Source organism: Clostridium sp. DL-VIII (assembly GCF_000230835.1).
In the GTDB taxonomy this organism is placed as follows: domain Bacteria; phylum Bacillota; class Clostridia; order Clostridiales; family Clostridiaceae; genus Clostridium.
Window position 1 is genome coordinate 1,447,487 of sequence record NZ_CM001240.1, and the last position, 21,147, is coordinate 1,468,633.

General features: G+C 28.1%; 14 protein-coding genes and 1 tRNA gene. 12 read left to right on the plus strand and 3 right to left on the minus strand.

Going from position 1 to position 21,147, the window contains the following annotated elements:
* The first annotated feature begins 78 nt into the window (after positions 1-78).
* A tRNA-Leu gene (locus CDLVIII_RS06545) sits at positions 79-163 on the plus strand.
* Positions 164-322: 159 nt separating this feature from the next.
* Here CDLVIII_RS06545 and CDLVIII_RS06550 read toward each other — a convergent pair.
* Entirely contained in the window at positions 323-736 is a 414-nt protein-coding gene (locus CDLVIII_RS06550; protein ID WP_009168645.1) for a bacteriohemerythrin, read from the minus strand.
* A 443-nt stretch (positions 737-1,179) separates the two neighbouring features.
* Complete coding sequence (locus tag CDLVIII_RS06555; protein WP_009168646.1) at positions 1,180-2,091, minus strand: AraC family transcriptional regulator; 912 nt, start codon at positions 2,089-2,091, stop codon at positions 1,180-1,182.
* A 153-nt stretch (positions 2,092-2,244) separates the two neighbouring features.
* On the opposite strand from CDLVIII_RS06555, the gene CDLVIII_RS06560 reads away from it, so the two are divergent.
* The 6 genes from CDLVIII_RS06560 to CDLVIII_RS06585 all read left to right on the plus strand — a co-directional run bounded on the left by CDLVIII_RS06560 (position 2,245) and on the right by CDLVIII_RS06585 (position 14,733).
* Positions 2,245-3,192: a DMT family transporter gene (locus CDLVIII_RS06560; protein WP_009168647.1), complete on the plus strand. Its 948-nt coding sequence runs from the start codon at positions 2,245-2,247 to the stop codon at positions 3,190-3,192.
* 350 nt (positions 3,193-3,542) lie between these two features.
* Positions 3,543-5,606, plus strand: coding sequence for an MASE3 domain-containing protein (locus CDLVIII_RS06565; RefSeq protein WP_009168648.1), 2,064 nt, complete (start codon positions 3,543-3,545; stop codon positions 5,604-5,606).
* A 267-nt stretch (positions 5,607-5,873) separates the two neighbouring features.
* Entirely contained in the window at positions 5,874-8,171 is a 2,298-nt protein-coding gene (locus tag CDLVIII_RS06570; protein WP_009168649.1) for a YhgE/Pip domain-containing protein, read from the plus strand.
* Positions 8,172-8,265: 94 nt separating this feature from the next.
* Positions 8,266-10,557 (plus strand): YhgE/Pip domain-containing protein, encoded by a 2,292-nt coding sequence (locus CDLVIII_RS06575; protein ID WP_009168650.1) that lies wholly within the window; start codon positions 8,266-8,268, stop codon positions 10,555-10,557.
* 280 nt (positions 10,558-10,837) lie between these two features.
* Complete coding sequence (locus tag CDLVIII_RS06580) at positions 10,838-12,736, plus strand: HAMP domain-containing sensor histidine kinase (protein WP_009168651.1); 1,899 nt, start codon at positions 10,838-10,840, stop codon at positions 12,734-12,736.
* Positions 12,737-12,738: 2 nt separating this feature from the next.
* Positions 12,739-14,733, plus strand: coding sequence for a HAMP domain-containing sensor histidine kinase (locus CDLVIII_RS06585; RefSeq protein WP_009168652.1), 1,995 nt, complete (start codon positions 12,739-12,741; stop codon positions 14,731-14,733).
* A 90-nt stretch (positions 14,734-14,823) separates the two neighbouring features.
* Here the strand turns inward: CDLVIII_RS06585 and CDLVIII_RS06590 are convergent, their stop codons facing one another.
* A complete protein-coding gene (locus CDLVIII_RS06590; RefSeq protein WP_009168653.1) occupies positions 14,824-15,327 on the minus strand; it encodes a TspO/MBR family protein in 504 nt (167 codons plus the stop codon).
* A gap of 366 nt (positions 15,328-15,693) precedes the next feature.
* Here CDLVIII_RS06590 and CDLVIII_RS06595 point away from each other — a divergent pair, with 366 nt between their 5' ends.
* The 5 genes from CDLVIII_RS06595 (at position 15,694) to spoVAC (ending at position 21,050) form a co-directional block, all read left to right on the plus strand.
* Positions 15,694-18,000 carry an AAA family ATPase gene (locus CDLVIII_RS06595; protein ID WP_009168654.1) on the plus strand — a complete coding sequence of 769 codons (2,307 nt, stop codon included), beginning with the start codon at positions 15,694-15,696 and terminating at the stop codon, positions 17,998-18,000.
* 393 nt (positions 18,001-18,393) lie between these two features.
* Positions 18,394-18,729: an anti-sigma F factor antagonist gene (gene spoIIAA / locus CDLVIII_RS06600; protein ID WP_009168655.1), complete on the plus strand. Its 336-nt coding sequence runs from the start codon at positions 18,394-18,396 to the stop codon at positions 18,727-18,729.
* 14 nt (positions 18,730-18,743) lie between these two features.
* Positions 18,744-19,175 (plus strand): anti-sigma F factor, encoded by a 432-nt coding sequence (gene spoIIAB / locus CDLVIII_RS06605; protein WP_009168656.1) that lies wholly within the window; start codon positions 18,744-18,746, stop codon positions 19,173-19,175.
* Between the two features lie 10 nt (positions 19,176-19,185).
* Positions 19,186-19,941: an RNA polymerase sporulation sigma factor SigF gene (gene sigF, locus CDLVIII_RS06610; protein ID WP_009168657.1), complete on the plus strand. Its 756-nt coding sequence runs from the start codon at positions 19,186-19,188 to the stop codon at positions 19,939-19,941.
* Positions 19,942-20,600: 659 nt separating this feature from the next.
* Positions 20,601-21,050 carry a stage V sporulation protein AC gene (gene spoVAC, locus CDLVIII_RS06615; protein WP_035302110.1) on the plus strand — a complete coding sequence of 150 codons (450 nt, stop codon included), beginning with the start codon at positions 20,601-20,603 and terminating at the stop codon, positions 21,048-21,050.
* The last annotated feature ends 97 nt before the right edge of the window (positions 21,051-21,147 follow it).

Sequence of the window (21,147 nt, forward strand, 5' to 3'; positions counted from 1 at the left end):
TATATAATGAAAACATTTAAAAAATTTTGCTTGAATTTTTTATTAAAATGAATTATTATTAAGGAGTTAACGGTATTTGCAGGTGTGCTGGAATTGGCAGACAGGCACGTTTGAGGGGCGTGTGTTGAATAACGTACGGGTTCAAGTCCCGTTACCTGCACCAACACAATATATATCGTAGGTGATATAGAAAATTAACACACGATTATTTCGGAAAAATAGCCGAATCGTGTGTTGTTTTTTTGTGTAAATGTGGTTTATGTGTTGAAGAAAAAAATGATAGAAATTAGGCATAATAAGTATAAAATATCAAGAATAAATTTTATTTATTATATCCGATTTCAATCAAGAAATCTCCTAAGTCTTTATCAAGATTCATTATATGATTTTTAAGCCAATCAATTAAGCTTTGTTGAATATTTAAAGCTAATAGAGTTGAAGCGCCATGTGTCTCAAATACTCTTTTAAACTCTTTAAGATCATTTTTGAAATTTTCATGTTGTATATGTTGTATATCAAGCAGAGGATAATTTGTTTTTCTTTGAATTTCTTCCTCTTCATTAAAATGTTTAATTACATAATCTTCAAGAAATTTTAAAGTCTTAATAACTTCATCATCACTTTTCAGATTTTCAATAGACACTAATAATTTATCAATACAATTAAACAATTCTTTATGTTGATTATCAATATTATCAATTCCTATAGATAAACTGCCATCCCAAATAAAATTCATAAAAACCACCTTCCATAAAATATATTATTAATCTCAATATAATTTTCGACATGTTGGGCACAATCAAAAAAATAACAGACCAGTATGCTTGCCTATTTTGTGTTATACTGCGTCAGCAAATTTTATTAATAGACCCGCTATGAGCAGAATTTACGTCCTTGCCTAACGCAAAATATGCGTCACATCTTTGGTCTATTATTTTCTTTCATGTGCCTTATGTGAAATACCTTTATTTTAGAGCTTGTTTTTTTGATTCATATAATATGTTTATCATAACACATATGATGGATGAATACGAGTCAGACATAGGTTTAAGAATTACACTTTTATTTAAATAAGCGAGTTATGTGGCATTAAAGACTTTAGTAGAGATATTAAGGTATTTCTTGATCAAATAAAGTAGGCAGACAAAGGTTTATCTCTTATTTTACTAAGCTTTTGCTCTAAGTTAACTTATATCCAGAATATTTATTTCTATATTCAGAGGGTGTATAGTTTGTATGTTTCTTAAATATTTTTCCAAAGTAGCTTATTCCATTAAATCCTACGTCAAGGGCAATATTAGAAATAGGAGCCTCACTTTTTACAAGCAGTTCTGATGCCTTTGAAATTCTGTATTCAATTAAATATTCAAAAGGTGTTACATTTAAAAGTCTTTTAAAACAGCGGCAGCATTCACTTTTACTGATATGTGCAGCCATTGCAATGTTATCTAACAAAATATTATGTGTATAGTATTTGTGTATATATTGCATCGCTAATTTTACACGTTCATCATCATTTGACATTGTAAGTGGTGAACTATTTATTTCATTTTTCATTTCTTTAATTAGATTTAACCAAGCAATACTTAAATAATTTCGCATTTCTAATTCATATCCATATGGTTTTTCATGAGATAAGGTAAATACCTTTTTTAAATGTTTTAGTATGCTTTTTTGCCATGGAATATTAGGTTTTAAAGAGATGTATTTTAAGTTTCTATTTTTAATAATTGGAGTTAAATATTTCTTTTCAATAAGCGACAGTTCGGCACCTCCTATTAAAGTTGAATTGAAATCAATAGAAAACATCATACAATTATTAGTGGTATATGGCTTAATTTGATGAAGTACATTTGAATTTATCATAACTCCTTCATTAGGCGATAAAATTATCTTTTCATCCTCAATAAAGAAAACTACTTTATCATAAAGTGAATATGAGAATTGTATTTCTTTATGCCAATGCCATCTGATATATCCTTCTTCGAATAGATTAAATTTATCAGTATAAATTGCTATTGGGAAATCATTAGAACCATGTTTTAATGTTTCCTGTAAATCATCGTTTACTTCTATTTTTGTTGCTTGCATCTTTATCATCTCGCTAATATAGTTTTAATCTTTGACAATATAGTAATTGTTATATATTTGAAATAATATTAGAATTATTACAGATTTATTTAAATAAGTCAATATATCAACACTATTAACTTAAAAAAGAATAATAAAGAAAATACTCAATTTATGGAGATAGGAGATGAGTTAAAAGTTATGCAGCATTTACGTTATAAAGGATATATAATGGCCATTATCGGGGCTACCTTGTGGGGAGTATCTGGTACCGTTGCACAAAAGCTTTTTCAAAATGAGGGCTTTCAGCCTGGTTGGTTAGTCACAGTAAGAATGATAATAACAGGTATACTATTACTTTTATTTGCTGGTATTAAGAACAATAGGCAATATAAAGTTTGGTCAATTTTGAATGATAGTACTGGAAGGGTAAGTATATTAATATTTGGAATAGTTGGGATGCTTGGAGTACAATATGCTTATTTTATGTCTATTGAATCAGGAAATGCAGCTACAGCTACATTGTTGCAGTATTTAGCTCCAATGTTTATAGTAATATATTTAGCAATACGATTCAGAAAGATTCCAAGTTTATATGAAAATATTGCAGTTTGTTTAGCAATTTTGGGAACATTTCTTCTAGTAACAAACGGGACGTTTCAAAGACTTACTATTTCATTATCAGCAGTTGCTTGGGGAGTTGGATCAGCTATTGCCCTCGCATTTTATACATTATATCCGAAAACATTACTTGAAAAATGGGGGGCTGTTATTGTTGTAGGATGGGGGATGATTATAGGAGGAATTGGGCTGAGTTTAATAAATCCACCATGGCAGATGTATGGTCAAAATTGGTCTTTAATTTCTGGTGCATATGTAGTATTTGTGGTCATATTTGGTACTTTGATTCCATTTTATTTGTATATCGATAGTTTACGATATATTGGACCAACTGATGCTAGTTTGCTAGGAAGTGCAGAACCATTATCAGCCACTATTGTATCAGTATTTTGGTTACATGTTCCATTGGGGATGTTCGAAGTAATTGGAGGATTATGTATTATAGGCACTGTAGTTACTTTAGCCTTAAGATCTGAAAATAGAAGTAAATCTTCAATTTGAGAGAAAATGAGAATATAGCAATAAGCATTTTCTTAACTTAATTGAATTTATCTAATATTGATATTGAAAGTAAATATACTTTATCTTCTAATTCAACAAAACTTAATAAAGCAACATCAAATATATGAAAATAACTGCCCTACAATTAATATTAATTGTGTGGCAGTTATTTCTTATAAAAATGAAAAATGCATAAAGTATATTTAAAACATGTATTTATTTAACTTATCTTTAATAAAACTACAAATATTGAATAAAAAGTAAAAACTTTACAAATTATAAGTAATATAGTAAAATTGCTATTAAGAAGCAAAAGAAGTTAAATAATAAACAATATTTGGAGGGAAATTATGAGGCATATGATGAAATTTGAAGAAAAATTAAAAAACACAAAATTTGAGCTGTTAATAGAATGGAGTATATTTTTAATTTTTATGGTATTCTTATTAATAATCAATTTGCACAGTAATCTATTCTTTCACACAGCAATTGAACTATTTATTAATGTTATGTTTATATTAGTATTTGTGTTTACGTTTAATACGTATGGCATAAATAGAAATAATTCAATACTTATTCTTGGTACCGGTTGTTTTTTCGTAGCTGTAATTGGAATATTTCATCTATTAATGTATCAAGGAATGCCATTTTTAGATAATGCTAATAATATGGATATTTCAGCTCAATTATGGATCGCTGCAAGGTATTTGGAGGCTTTTACAGGTTTAATTTCATTAAATTACATATTAAAACCTAGTAAGAAACTTAGTGCTTACGGTATGTTGATAATATATATTTGCATTAGTATATCTTTACTATTATCAATAGTAATTTTTAATATATTTCCTACTTGCTATATTGGAAAAATTGGTTTAACACCATTTAAGATAATCAGTGAATACATAATTTCTATAATGTTTTTAAGTACGGCTGTCATTTATTTTAGATTAAAAGCAAAAATAGATAGATATTTATTTTTTTGTATTGAATCTTTTTTTATATTATCAGCAATAACTGAAATGTTTTTTACAAGCTATGTGTTTTGGGGTGAGTGGAGAACTGTCGTAGGGCATATAATTAAAGTTATTGCTGTGTATTTCTTATACAAGGGAATTGTTGAAACAGGCTTAAAAAAGCCATATTATGATTTAAATTATGATTTGGGTTTAGCTGATGATAAATTAAAACAATTCGAAGAGATTTTATATAGAAATGAACAATGTTTTAACATGATAATAAATAATTCAGATAACGCTATTTTTGTTATTAATGACAATAAATTTATATTTGCCAATAAAAGAATGGCAGAGCTTATGGGGCTAGAGAAAGTTAACGATGCTATAGGATTGGATGTAGAAACAATAATGGTTAAAGAAACTAGAAATTCAGCTTATGATAGAATTAATAATGCAATATATAATAAGCTAAGTACTCCATTTACTGAAAGCAAAATGTTAAGGACGGATGGGAAAATCATTGATATTGAAGTCACAAATTGTTTTTGCATGTACAAGAATAAGCCATCAGCTATGGTTATGTTTAGGGATATTACTTTAAAAAAACAATTGCATACTCTTGAACGTAATGTATTGGAGAACAAAAAAGTAATAAATGAAACAAATGAACACAATAAAATGATGGTTGAATTTTTCTCTAACATATCCCATGAGCTTAAAACACCTTTAAATGTTATACTAGGTGCTATTCAATTATTATCTTTAGCAGATAATGCTTTAATTAACTATACAATTGAAGCAAAATTAAGTAAATATTTGAAGACTATGAAGCAAAATTGTTACAGGCTTGTAAGGCTTGTGAATAATTTGGTGGATATGTCAAAATTTGATTCTGGTTATTTTAAACTTGACTTACATAATCATGATATAGTAAACGTTGTTGAAGGTATAACTCTGTCAGTTGTGGATTATGCTGAGAATAAGGGCATTGAGTTAGTGTTTGATACTGATGCAGAGGAAAAAGAAATGGCAATTGACTTAGATAAAATTGAGAGAATTATGTTAAATTTATTATCTAACGCTATTAAGTTTACAAATGAAGGTGGACAGATATTAGTAAGTTTATGGGATAAGGAAGATAAAATAGTTATATCTATTAAAGATAATGGAACTGGTATTCCAGCAGATAAATTGGATTTTATTTTTGAAAGATTTGGACAAGTAGATAAAACTCTTGCAAGGAATAAGGAAGGCAGTGGCATAGGATTGTCACTTGTCAAATCCATTGTAGACATGCATGAAGGAAATATTAAAGTTCTTAGTGAATTTGGACAAGGAAGTGAGTTCATTATAGAATTACCATCTAAACTTGTTGAGGATGAACAAGTATCTGATAAGTGTGTATATGAAAGCAGAGTAGAGAAGATAAACGTAGAATTCTCGGATATATATTCATGATTGTAGTGAGCATCCATTATATATAATGATTTCAATAGAAAAATTATACCAAGTTGAAAAATGGAAGCCTTAATAATATATAAAAGGCTTTTATTTTTTTGTACTCAGAAGATTTCTAAGCTCATAAATTTAAATGTAATATAATGAATAATATTAAAAAAGTAATTATCAAAATGACTATTGGTCATTTTGGTGTTATAATTTATATAGATAAATTATTCATAAATTTTACTTATATATAAAATAGTTACCTTAGAGGGATAAGTTATGAAGAATGTAGTAAAAATTTTTATAAGGGACATAAAAAATATATTTACTAATTGGGCAGCTTCGGTTGTGGTAATTGCATTGATGATAATACCTTCTTTGTATTCTCTAACCAATATAGAAGCATCATGGGATCCCTATGACAATACAAAAGGAGTAGAAGTTGCAGTTATCAATGAAGATAAAGGTACGGCATATAAAGATCAAGATATAAATCTAGGTAAGGAATTAGTTGATAAACTTAAGGATAATGATAAATTAGGCTGGGTTTTTGTGGATAAGCAAACTGCAGAGGAAGGGCTAATTAATGAAAAATACTATGCAACAATTGAAATTCCAGAAGATTTCTCAGAGGATGTTGTTACAATAACTAAAAAAGATCTTATAAAACCAAAGCTAATATACACAGTAAATGAAAAGAAAAATGTAATAGCATCTAAGATAACTGATGCAGGAGTAGAGACAGTGAAAACTGAACTGGATCAAAATATAGTTAAGAATATTTCAGGAATAATGTTTAGATTATGTGATGAAATTGGAGTGGATATACAGAATAATAGACCTCAGCTTAGAAATATAATGGATTCGGTTTATAAGTTAGATGATAATATGCCAGAACTTGAACAGATGCTGGATGAAGCAATTAACGGAACCATAAGTGCATCGGATCTAATAGATAAAACTAATGAACTTATACCTACAGCTGCAGATACCATAGATGAAACTACAGAATTTTTAAATAACACTCAAAATGTTTTGGATGAGAATCAAGAGGATTTGCAGAAAGAATCACCTAAAATTAAAGAGGATTTAATAGAAGCTGAAAATGCACTTGATACTACAAATGTAGAATTTAAAAATATTGATGAAAAAATAATGCCCGAAGTTGAAAAGAAGACATTACTTCAAGCTCTAGATACTGTCAAGGCTACTAAGACAAGCGTTGATGATGCAAAGACAAAACTTAAGGATATTAAGAAAGCCATTGATAAGCTTAGTGAGATTGAAGTTCCTAAACTTTCAATTCCAGCAGGGCTTCAAGATTCAGAAGAAATTAGTAAAATTCAAGAGAGCCTTGATAAGCAGAGGGAAGCGTTAAAAAATGCACAAGATGCATTAAATGAAGAAAGCAGGGAAATATCAAAAGTTATTGATAGGTTTGATGCTATTGATGATAATTTAGATAAATTAATAGATAGAATTAACGGAGATCTTGATAAATTGAATAATGGCGGTAATCCAATAGATACACAAAATCTAACTGATACTATCAAGGTATTAGATGATGTTCATGCTTTGATTTCAAATATAACAGACAGCTATGATTCTGAAATTGCACCAACAATCAATAAGGGATTTGACTCAATGAGAGAAATCTTAGATGACGGATTAAATTTATCAGCTCAGGGAAAGAAGACTTTACCTGATGTTCAAGAAATGTTAAATACATTTAGAAATACGGCAGATTTATCTAATGATGAGCTGAAAAAGTTAAAAGAAAAATTTCCGGATATTAAGAATAATGTTCATGAATTGGCGGAGAGACTAAAAAAGATAGATAATGAAGATGATATAAATGAGCTTTTAGACATGATAACTAATGATTGGAACACTCAAAGTGATTTTCTATCTAGTCCAGTGGAAATTCAAGATAATAGGCTATTCCCATGGCCTAATTATGGTTCTACAGTAACACCATTTTATACAGTTCTTTGTCTTTGGATTGGAGGATATATACTTTCAGTATTAATTGAAACAGAGGTACAGCCATTGGAGGATAAAAAGGAATTAAAAAATTATGAAAAGTATTTTGGAAGATTGTCATTATTTATATTCATAGGAATAGGACAAGCACTAGTTGCAAGCTTAGGAGCTTTGCTTCTTCTACATTCTTATGCAGTACATCCTATAATGTTTGTATTATATTGTATATTCATAAGCATTGTGTTTAATTGCATAATTTATACTTCGGTAAGTCTTTTAGGCTATGGGGGAATAGTAATTGGAGTAGTACTTCTGGTAATACAGGTTGCAGGAACTGGTGGTAATTTCCCTATAGAAGTTAATCCAGTAGGTTTTCAAGAGTTATTTCCATTCCTTCCGTTTACATATGCTATAAGCGGAGTTCGTCAGATAATGGCTGGAATAGTATATGCCATCTTATTTAAAGATAGTATCATATTGGGTTTGTTTATGATAGGATCAATTATCATTGGTGTGCTATTTAAGAAGTCAATAAATGAGAAAAGAATAAATATAGTTAAAAAACTTAAGGACAGTTCGATTATGAATGGTTAAGGCACACAAAAGAAAATAACAGATCAAAGGCTGCACGCAATATTTCTAAAGGTGCCTAAAGCAAGTAATATTATAAGTATCAGAGGAATTAATTATGAAGAATGCATTTAAAATTTATAAAAGAGATATAAATAAAATACGAACCAATTGGGTAGCAAGGCTTATGATTATAATAATTATAATTATTCCATCAATGTATGCCTGGATTAATATAAAAGCTTCATGGGATCCATATTCTAATACTGGCGGTATTAAGATTGCAGTCATTAATGATGATAAGGGAACTGTTTATAAAGAACAAAATATAAATTTGGGAAATGATTTAGTTGATAAGCTTAAGGATAATGATAAATTAGGCTGGGTGTTTACAGACAAGGAAAGTGCGCAAAGAGATCTGCTATTAGAAAAGTATTATGCAACAATTGAAATTCCAGAAAATTTTTCTGAGGATGCAACTACCTTAATGGAGAAGGATGTTGAAAAGCCAAAGCTTATATATACAGTAAATGAAAAGAAAAATGCAGTCGCTCCTAAAATGACGGATTCAGGAATAAAAAGTGTAAAAAACGAAGTAGATGAAAATATAATAAAAACTGTTTCAGGAATAGTATTTAGAGTCTGCAATGAAAGAGGCGTTGATGTACAGGATAATAGACCAAAACTTAGAAAAATTGTAGATAATATTTATGAATTAGATGATAATATGTCAGAGATAGAAACTCTTTTGGATACTGCAAGCAGTGGAACAGAAGATCTGACAAAGGTACTAACAAAAACCAGCGATATGCTTCCAACTATATCAGATTCTTTATATTCTTCACAGGATTTCTTAAAAAACAGTAAAGGAGTTTTGAATGATACTCAAGGAGAAATATCAGACATTTCACCAATAATAAAGGAAGATTTAGAAAAATCGGAGAATGTCCTTGATAATTCAAGTGTGGAATTAAAGAATTTAGATAATAATATAATCCCAGAGGTTTCCAAGAAAACTTTGTTAAATGTACGAGATACTGCAAAGGCAACAAAGGAAACTCTTAATGATACTGAATCTAAACTTAGAAGTACAAAGAAGCTTATTGATAAATTAAGTAAAATAAATATAGAGATACCTTCATTTGGCGATGAGGTTGATAATTTAGATGAGGTGAAGGGATTAAGAGACCAACTTGATAAACAGGTAGATACAATAAACAATATGCAGAATGATTTAAAAGATATAAGTAAAATAATTTCTAATACTATAGATAAATTAAATACAATTGAAGATAAATCACAGATAGTAGTTGATAGATGTAATAAGGATATTGAGAAAATAGATAATCAAGACTTAGATACTCAAGATCTTAAGGATCTTATAGAAGTAGTAGATGAAGTTCATACTTTAGTGGCTGATGCTGAAGACAGCTATGATTCTGAGATTGTACCAGGAGCCCAAAAGGGATTTGATTTAACTAGAAATATTGTAGAAAACAGTTTGGACATTATAGAAGAAGCAATAAATACATTACCAGATGTTGATAATTTGTTAAACGTTTCTCAAGATGCAGCTCATATATCTCTCGATGAATTAAATAATTTAAAAAATAAGTTTCCAGAGAATAGAGATAAAGTTCATGAATTAGCCGATGATCTTAGAGAGAAAGATGAAGATGATAGTATAGATGAATTACTGGATATGATGATAAATAATTGGGAAAATCAAAGTGACTTCGTAGCAAGCCCAGTTGAAATACAAGATAATAGACTATTTCCATGGGTGAATTATGGTACGGCTGCAACGCCATTCTATACAACACTATGTTTATGGGTAGGAGCTTTGCTAGGTTCAGCACTATTATCTTTAAAAGCACCAGAATTTGAGGATGGTACAAAGATTAGGCCTTATGAAATGTATTTAGGCAAGCTATATTTGTTTCTATCTGTTGGGTTATGCCAGGCAGTTATTGCAAGTGCAGGAGTGTTACTTATATTAAAGATTTATGCAGTCCATCCGATAATGTTTGTTTTATATAGTGCATTTATAAGCATAATATTTATAAGTATTGTTTATACTTTTGGTAGTTTATTAGAAGCAGTAGGAAAAGCAATTATGGTAGTTGTGCTTGTATTACAGATGGCTGGATCTAGTGGGAATTTCCCGATTGAGGTTACGCCGCCTATATTCCAAAAAATTTATCCATATTTACCTTTTACTTATGCTATAAATGGAATGAGACAAGTTATGGCAGGAATTATGTATCCAATATTGTTTAAGGATATGGCTATGTTAGGTGTTTATGCAGTTATAATACTTGTCGTTGGAATAGTAGCAAAAGGTACAATAAATAAACTAACATCAGTAACAATGGAAAAATTAAATATGAGTGGTATAATGCGCCACTAAATTTTAAAAAATAAAATATTAGAATAGCCAAAGTTATCATTTGTTGGCTATTCTTTTTTTGAAAACTTTTATGAGACATCATATAAATGGCATATTGAGATAAATAAGTGACATAAGTTATAAAAAATTGATAATACTTAGCAAAAAGCTTTAAAAAAGTATTACTTTAAATAAAATTATTCTTATTTGGTTAAATTTTAAGGAAAATGAAGAAAAAGATAGTAAAAAATGGTATTATAAATATTGGTATATACATTATAAATTTAAGGGGGAGAAGAGTATGGAGACATTGAAGAAATTTCTTATGAATAAATATATGATTGCATATCTGTATATATCTAGTATACTTGCATATTTTATATTAAATCTTGTAGTTAGTGATAAGATGCATATATTATTAATATTTAGAATCTTTTATATAAGCTTAAGCATAGTTATATTTATGTTTTTTAAACAAGTAAGAAAAATTCGTGAGGAATATATTTCTAGAATTGTAATAATGTTTTTTTCATTGATGATTTTTATATGTACATTTGAATTTATAATGGATATTACTGGAGTTGGTATTATAAATGAACCTTTTAAAGGAATAGAATCGAGTAGAGATAGCATGCTTTTAATGGAAAGTTTTGTAGGATATATATTAAGTGAATACTATTTAAATAAAAGACAGCTAAAAAGATTATCATATATTGTATTTAATTTTATTATAATTCTTACTATATTAACTTATTTTGATGATATATTTTTAAGTTTCATAGAAAAAGTTTATCCTGCCATTGAAGGAGTATTATTTATAAAAATAGCTTTAAGTTTAAAAAATGAAGATCCATTAAAGGAATATGGATGGAATATCATTAAAACTTATGTCTTTTATACGGCAGTTATAGTTATGATAAATATATATGGCTTTGTTCGCAATGACTCATATTTACCTTTAATATTAGCTGAAGTTATTCATCTAATAAGCTTTAGAATAGCATGGAATATTGTTATATTTCAATTAGTACGAAAACCATATAAAGCTTTATCAAAATCATTAGGTAAGCAAAATAGTTACTTAGATGAATTAAATTATAAAATATCAGCTAGTAATAAAAGATTAGAAAAATCAATAAATCTTTTGAAAAGTAAAGAATATTTATATTATACATTTTTTAAATTTATGCCACATCCAATTATTATGTTAAATTCAGAGAATGACAGGATTATATTTGTAAATAAACAATTTTTAAAATTTGCTGGCATTCATAAAGAAAGGAATATAATAAACAAACATATAAACAATTATATTGAATTTATAGATAGAAATCATGATAAGACGGATTATAATGCAATCTTTCATATTGGAAGTCAGAAAAAATACATTGAGGCAAAATATTTATCAAATTATGAAGATTTCACAAAAAAGTTATTATTAATTAAGGATAATACAACTAAAGTACAAATTGAAGAAATAAAAAAAGAAGTTGAAAGCAATAAAATTGATGAGAGTATTAGGAAAGAATTTCTTTCAAGCATAAGCCATGATTTGAAAACTCCTGTGAATGTAATTTATTCAGCAATGCAGGTGGAAAAAATATATATTGAGAAAGCGGATGTATCTTTATTAACGAAATATCATAATATATGTAAACAAAATTGCATCTCACTTATTAAATTAACTAATAATTTAATAGATAATTCTAAAATAAATTCTGATTATCTTATTCCAAGAATAGAGAATATTAATGTAGTAGAAGCTATAGAAGATAATGTAATGTCACTAGTTGACTATGTTAAGCTTAATAATATAGATTTAATTTTTGATACTAATACAGAAGAATGTTATTTAAATATTGACATTGAGTTTATGGATAGAATAATTTTAAATTTAGTTTCAAATGCTGTGAAGTTTACTCCAGATGGAGGGAAGATAGAGGTAATATTACATGATAGAGGTGAAAAGGTTGAAATTTTAGTAAAGGATAGTGGAAGCGGAATTGACGAAGAATTTATTAGCAATGCATTTAACAGATATGCAGTAGGTAAAAATTGTAAGTTCAGCCGCAAGAGTGGGACAGGAATTGGTCTTTGTGTAGTAAAACAATTGGTTGAACTACAAAGTGGAAACATAGAAATAAAAAGAAATGAAGATATAGGAACAACTGTAAAAATGGAATTCCCAAAAGGAGAGTAGTCATGCATAATAATGTTTTTCTTTTAGTAAGCAAAATAAGTATAGATAATAGTATGAGAAAGTATATAGTTGGAAGTATATTATTAATTATATCTGTAGTTTTTGTGAAACATTTTGAAATTTATCTGCTATTAGATAATGTTATTACAATAGCAGCAATTGTGGCTTTTATGTATGTCAATATGATAAGAACAAGATTTGTTGATAATACATTTATGAAAGGTTTTGGAATTATGTATTTAATTCTAACTTCAATAATAAGCATAAATTTTATTGGGATTATGTCTGTAGTTGAATTTGTTCCAAAACATTATATATTTCTCTTGTGTAGTATTCAAGCTATCTTTGAGTACTGCATAATAGGAAATGTTCTTAGATTAAAAAACAGTAATTTAATGAGTCTTATAATCTGTATATTTTATACTGTGATAGTTGCAGTATTACTTGCTGTCGGGGAGGATTACAGAGAGACATTTTTAATCAATAGTATTGTTTTAAGTTTATTATTAAGTATAGGTATATGTATAACATATTTAAAAAATATTTTAAAAATTAGATCTAAGTTTTCAAGTGAAGAAGCTACTCAAGTAGTAGTTTATGCAATTTCTATAATGAGCAACTATATAGGGTTGATATCCTTTATTTATGGCTATATTGAAATTACTGAAATTATAATAACTATAAAGACTGTTGCTTTGCTAAAGTTTTACAACTATATGACAAGTGAAATACTTTGTAATTCGGCGGAAAAAATTAATAACAATATAGAAATAGCAATTAAAACAAAGAAAGATCTTAATAGCATATTAAAAAGGAGAAATGCAATTTTAAAAGATATTAATATTATGATTAAAAGGAGTGGAGATAAAAACAATAAATTAATAGATTCTATTTATGGAGGGGTATTTTTATTCTATTCCAATAAGCTTCAATATATAAATAAAAGTGCTTCAGAAACATTAAATATAAGTATAGATGAAATTTTAGGAATTGATTTATGCGATTTTATAAATAAATATTTTGATATAACTTTAGAGTATATAAAAAAATCACAAAATTATATTCCTTGGGCAAAGATGAAAGGCAGCAATTTAGATGTAGAAATATTTTTAATTTCTATAGATAATAATAGTAAAGTTTTATATATTCACGATATAAGTGAAATAAATGAAAATAGAAAGATAAAAGAGGCGCTTGAAGAATGTCTAAAGGAAGATGAAATTAAAAAAGAATTTTTTGCAAATACTTCTCATGAGCTTAAAACACCTATAAATTTAATATTTTCCGCATTACAAGTTGATCAGATTTATTTAAAAGAAAATAATATGGATGGGGTAAACAAGAATAGGAAGATAATAAAACAAAATTGTCTTAGATTAATAAGGACTATAAATAATTTTATAGATGCTAATAAAATTTCAGAAGGTTACGTAAATCCTGATTGCAGAATATACAATATAGTAGAACTTGTAGAAAGTGCTGCACTAGCATCAAATAAGTATATAAGATTAATTGAAAATACTTTGACTTTTGATGCAGATGAAGAAGAAATTTATGTATATTGTGATAAGGATATGATTACAAGAATTGTACTAAACATACTTTCAAATTCTGTTAAGTATGGAAAAATGGGTGGAAATATAAATGTCAGTGTAAGAAATTATATGGATAATTATGTGGTTATAAAAATTGAAAATGATGGTTTAAAAATTGATAAGGAAACAATTCCGTATATATTTGATAAATTCACTAAATTGAATAAAGCTTTTAATAGATTGAAGGAAGGCAGTGGATTAGGTTTGTTTTTAACTAAAGCACTGATTGAGCTTCAAGGCGGAACTATAAAACTTTTATCAGATGAAAGTGGAAATAAATTTATAATTACTATGCTTAGAGTAGCGAATCCAGAATATAAAGAATCAATTGAAGATCACTGGAATATGAATCCATTAGAGGAGAAAGTGGATGTAGAATTTTCTGATATATATATAGAATAACAATATAGATACAGTTAAGAGTTAAGGATGAAACTCAAAGAGAAAGCTCGAAAAGCCAATTGCTTTTCTTCCGTAACTCCTAATTGTATTTTACATTTCATTCAGCATCCAGATAAAGAAGTTAAGTGCTGCTGCATATATGAGCCAGATTAAGTATGGAAACATTAATAATGCTGCTTTTTTACCAGCTTTATCATAAAATCTTTTGATTGTTAAGATTACAAATATAATAAGTATGAATAATTCTAAAAAGGCTAAGCCATAAAGCCTGAAGCCAAAAAAGATTATTGTCCATAAAAAATTGAGAAGTAATTGTATTAAATATACAAACATTGCAGAACTCACATCAACAGATTTAAACTTTTTTATATATACCATATATGAAGCTATTCCCATAAGTATATAGAGAATGGTCCATACAATTGGGAATACTATTGGGGGAGGTGCAAAAAATGGTTTGTTTAAGCTTTTATATATTGAACTCATGTTTGGAATTATTAATGATGATATGCCTCCAATCAGAAGAGGAAGTCCTATTGATATAATTAGTGGGATAATTCTAAATTTTCTATTTTTCTCGGATTTACCAATCATATATTATATCACCTCGAATTTTAATGGTTCAGATTTTTTCTATTTATAATTAAATATATGTTAGTAAAGACAAACTATGAATGTTGATTGAAATTTTTTATTGAAAGATTGCTTTTAAATTTCTTATATAAATAAATATTTCAGAAGTTAGACTTAGATATAGATATAATTATATGTATGTGATTTCGATTGGTCATCAAATAAGCTATATTCATATTCGGATAATATATATTAAAATTTTCGAAAAAAAAATATATCTATTTTGATATCTAAAGAATATTAATATTATATACTATTAATTTAGGGAGGAGTCTGCTTTGAAATATTTTAGTTATATTTAGTTGTAGCTTCAAAGTAGAGCAGAATATGAAGAAAGAATTAACTCCAAGTGAAATTATTTTTTGTGCATCTTGCACAGATACAATTAAAAAAAACAAGAATGATAGAATACCTGAATTAACGCCTACTTTAAATAAAATCAAGAAGAGTTTAACCATTCAAAAAGACGGATACAATATATATTATGTGGATTCATTTTCAAAAGAAAAAATGAAAAAATTAATAGAAAATATCAATGGCGTGTATGAAACTCTACCTCCGCCTAAAGATATTTGCTATGTGACATCTTTAGATCAACTAAATCCTATTGCTCTATTTTTACCAAATGGTAAAGGTAGTTTACTAAAGGAAATGATTGAAGATATTAAAGAGAAATATCTTGAATGCATAATAAATTTTTATAGTAACTCTTCAGATGATGAGAAGGAAGAGATAATTGAAGAGATAAGTGAAAAAAGAAGTAATTATATAACTAAACTCATGGAATCTGCAAAAACTAAAAATTTTGATGTTAAAGCAACTAGCGGTGGATTTGTTTTTATACCATTAAAGGACGAGGGCAATGAAATGACTGAAAATGAGTATGAAAAGCTAGAATCTACGACCCAGGAAACTATAGAGAGTCAAGCAACAAAATTAAAAAAGGAAGCAGAAGGTATTTTAGAAGCATTAAAGGACATTGAGATAAGATCAATTGAAAGACTTAAAAATATTTATAAAGATTTTATTAAAAAGAGTATGCAGAAATATAAAGATGATTTATTATTACAATTTATTTCTCAGGATGATGTTTATAAGTATTTGCTTCAAATGTATGATGATGTAGAAGAAAAAATAATCGAATGTTATACCATAAATCTAGATGAAGATGAGGAATATATCAAAGAAATATTTTCTAAATATGATGTAAATGTAATTGTTGATAATTCTAGCATAGATCATCCAAGAGTCATTTATGAAGATGATCCAACCATTACAAATTTAATCGGAAATATTGAATATAGAAACAGTAATGGAGGGTATATCACGGATGTTTCATTGATTAGTGCAGGCAGTTTGTTAAAGGCTAATGAAGGTTGTTTAATATTAAGATTAAATTCTTTAATAAGCAGTGGGGTAAGTTATTATTATTTAAAAAAGACATTAATCCATGGGAAAGTAAGTTACAATTATACCAGGAATTATCTAGAAATGATTTCTATTGCAGGATTGAAGCCGGAATCTATTCCAATAAACCTAAAAGTGATTTTAATAGGAGATTATGAGAGTTTTAGAATACTTTACGATAATGATGAAGATTTTAAGAGAGTCTTTCCAATTAAAATTGAAGCGGAATCTGAAGTGAAATATAATATAGCTATCAGGAACTCTATTGAATCAATAATTAAAGAAAAAATAAAGAAGGATAATTTATTAGAAATAGCAAATGATGCATTTGATGAAATAATAAAATTCTTATCTAGGATTAGTGGAGAAAAATATAAGATATCAGTAGATGATTATTATATAAATAAGCTATTGTATTTAGGTAACAATAATGCAAAAGAAGCTGGAAGGAAAGTTATAAAGAAACAAGATATAATAGATGTTGCATATGAGGATGAAAAGATTTTGGAAGATATGATGGAAGGGTATAAAAATAGGAAAATTTTAATCACCACAAGCGGAAAAATGGTTGGAGTAATCAATGCTCTTTCAGTAGTTGGAAATGGATCGTATAGTTTTGGAAAGCCAATGAGGGTAACATGTTTGTCATACATGGGTGATGGAAGAATAATAGATATTCATAGGGAATGCAAAATGAGTGGAAATATTCATGAAAAATCTATTAGTATACTTCGGGGATTAATAACAAAATTAGTAAGCCCTTATGAAAGGCTTCCGGTAGATCTTCAATTGAGCTTTGAACAAACCTATGGAATGGTTGAAGGTGACAGCGCATCTGTTGCAGAAATTATTTGTATTCTTTCAGCTTTAAGTCAAAAGCCTATAAGACAAAATATTGCGGTGACTGGCTCTATAAATCAGTTCGGAGAAATTCAGGCAATTGGAGGCGTTAATGAGAAAGTTGAGGGGTTTCATAGAGTATGCAGTATAGTAGATAAAATAAATGATAAGGGCGTTTTGATTCCAAGTGCAAATGTAGATGAATTAATATTAAGAAGTGAAGTTGAAGAAGATATTAGAAAAAAGAAATTTCACATTTATACAATGGAAACTTTAGATGATGCTATTGAATTATTAATGTTAAGTGAAGGGGAAACTGTAAAAAGTTTTTATAAAGAAATAGAAAATGAAATGCTAAAATATAAGAGTGGGAAAAAGAAGAAATAGTTTAAAGCATGTTTAGGTAGGAAATTCAAAAAGAAGTTATTAGAAATATAAAATTAATATAGTCTTTTTATTAGATATATATGATAAAAAATAGATGAAAGAAAGATATCCCAGCATGAATTTAAAGTTTGTGCAGGGATATTTTTAATATAAAAATAGAAAAAAATGTAAAAAATGTTTGACGTTGAACAAAACATTATGCTAAAATATGGTAAAAGGGAAAATGGATATGAGAAGGAGGCGAAGGGAGGATATCTCTTATTATATAAGTTCACATAATATTATAGGAAGTTACAATGATAATTAGGTTATTTTTCATTGTGAATACCAATAAATGATATTATTTTGAATATTATAAGTTTAAAGTGTTAGTTTGAGATATTCTTAAATAATATGTATTTGAAATTTGAAAAGCATGGAAATGCTTTAATAGTTATTCTTAGCGGCGAATTAGATCATAATAGCGCTGAAGAAGTTAGAGTTAGGATAGATGATAGGATTGATAGAGATAATATAGATAAAGTTATTTTAAATTTTTCAGAGGTTACCTTCATGGATAGTTCTGGAATAGGAGCCGTTCTTGGAAGATATAAAAAAATATCTAATAAGGGTGGAAAACTCTGCATTGCAGAACCAAATAAAAACGTTAATAGGATATTTGAACTTGCAGGTTTATATAAAATTATTAAAAATTATAATACTGTAGATGAAGCAGTAAGGTGCATTTAGATGGAGGGGTTATCATGGCTGACAATAAAATGAGCATAGAATTTGTAAGCAAATCTCAAAATGAGGGTTTTGCAAGAGTTGCAGTTGCGGCTTTTGTTGCTCAATTAGATCCAACAATTGACGAAATCAATGATGTTAAAACGGCAGTATCAGAAGCGGTTACTAATTCTATAATACATGGATATGAAAATAGAGAAGACGGAATTATTAAAATCGAAGCAGAGACTAATGAGAATGAAGTAACCATAGCAATTACTGATAAAGGAATTGGCATTGATGATGTAAAGCAGGCTATGGAACCACTATATACATCAAGACCGGATTTAGAAAGATCAGGTATGGGCTTTACTGTAATGGAAACATTTATGGATGAGTTAGAAGTAGAGAGTAAAAAGGGAACTGGTACAAAGGTGGTAATTAAGAAGAAATTCAACATGGTAAGTTAGGTGAAATAATATGGACAAAGAGGATTTAAGTAGAGAGGATTATAATTATAATAAGAATCCTGAGTTATTAATTTTAGCAAGAAATGGTGATGCCGATGCAATGAATAAATTAATCGAGATGAATCTGCCATTGGTATCATCCATAAGCAAAAAGTTTTTAAATAGGGGATATGACTATGAAGATATATTTCAAATTGGATCAATTGGACTTGTAAAAGCTATAAATAATTTTGATTTAACTTATAATGTTAAATTTTCAACTTATGCAGTTCCTATGATTATAGGAGAAATTAAAAGATTTTTAAGAGATGACGGAATGATAAAAGTAAGCCGTAATGTTAAAAGTCTGGCACGAAAGGTACATTTTTATAAAGAAATTTTAACTAAAAAGCTTAAAAGATCACCAACGATAGAGGAACTTGCGGAATATGCCAATGTTGATAAAGAAGAGATTTTATTTGCAATAGAATCTTCTAATAGTTTACAGTATTTGTATGATACAATACATCAAGATGATGGAGCACCAGTGCTTTTAATAGATAAACTAAGTGAGAAAAGCATAGATGATGGGAATCTCATTGAGAGGATAGCGTTGAAGGAGGCACTTAGAAGCTTAGATAGCAAAGCAAGACAAATTATAATGCTGCGCTATTTTAAAGACAAAACCCAGGTTCAAGTGGCTAAAATGCTTGGAATAAGCCAGGTTCAAGTATCAAGAATCGAAAAGAAAGTCTTATCCGAAATGAAAAAGAAATTAGAAGAATAAATTCACATTTACAAGACTTAAGACTAGTGGCTAGTCAAAATAAGTAACATATTATGCTCCGGCTTCTAAGGCATTTACATGGATGATTCTAGGACTAGAAGTTGCACGCAAAAAGCTAGATTCAAAGGCACGCTTTGAACTAGCTTTTTGGAACAACTTCTAGTCGAGAATCATTACCATCAAAATTCCAATGAAGCACTTCGCATAACATGTTACTTATTTTTGGTATAGAAATAAACTTAAGTCTGAGGAAAGTTATATATATTTAATATAAGTTGAATAAAGAATTTTTATGTATATGGTAAAGAGAATGCATATTTGTTAGAAATAATAAAAAGTTAAACAAATGCAAGCTTCTTTTATATTTAAATTGTTTTTTATGGTGCATTAGCAGGAAGTCTAGCTTCAGCTTGAATTTAGACTGCCTGTTTTTAGCATGCGTATCAATAATTTATTCTCTAATAGCTATAAATCAGAATCTAGAAGACGTATATTTAAAAAATTAATTTTTTACTTTTTGAAAAATCAGTAGCTTTTTCTTTAGCAACTGTAAACTGAGATAACTGTGGGAAAAAATAACACGACTAATTTTTATGATTGCGCAAATGCTAGATATATAGATAAAAAGGAGGCTGATCATTTTGAATATTAATGAAACTATGAAAGAAGAAAAAGTTAAGCAAAAGTTTCAAACTATGGCAGCTGAAGCTACACCAAAATCTAAAATAATTACAGATTGTTTAAAAGCATTTTTAGTTGGTGGATTAATTTGTGATGTAGGTCAGTTTATTTATAATACAGCAGTAGGACTTGGATTTCCGGAGGAGCAAGTGATGAATATTGTACCAATAATAATGATATTTTTAGGAGCACTACTCACAGGAACAGGCATATATTCAAAGTTAGCCAATTTCGGAGGAGCAGGTACAGTCGTTCCAATAACAGGTTTCTCAAATGCAGTAGTGTCACCAGCTATAGAGTTTAAGAAAGAGGGCTTTATATTTGGAGTCGCGGCTAAAATGTTTACTATTGCGGGTCCTGTATTAGTATATGGAATTGGAAGCTCTGTGATTGTAGGGATAATCTATTACATAATTACATTATTTTAAAAATAGTTAAAAATGTTTTTAGACAAATATTTTTGAGAAAAATTGAAGACTTTTCAAGATCAACTGTAAATCGCCCATAAGATACCTAAAGGGCATA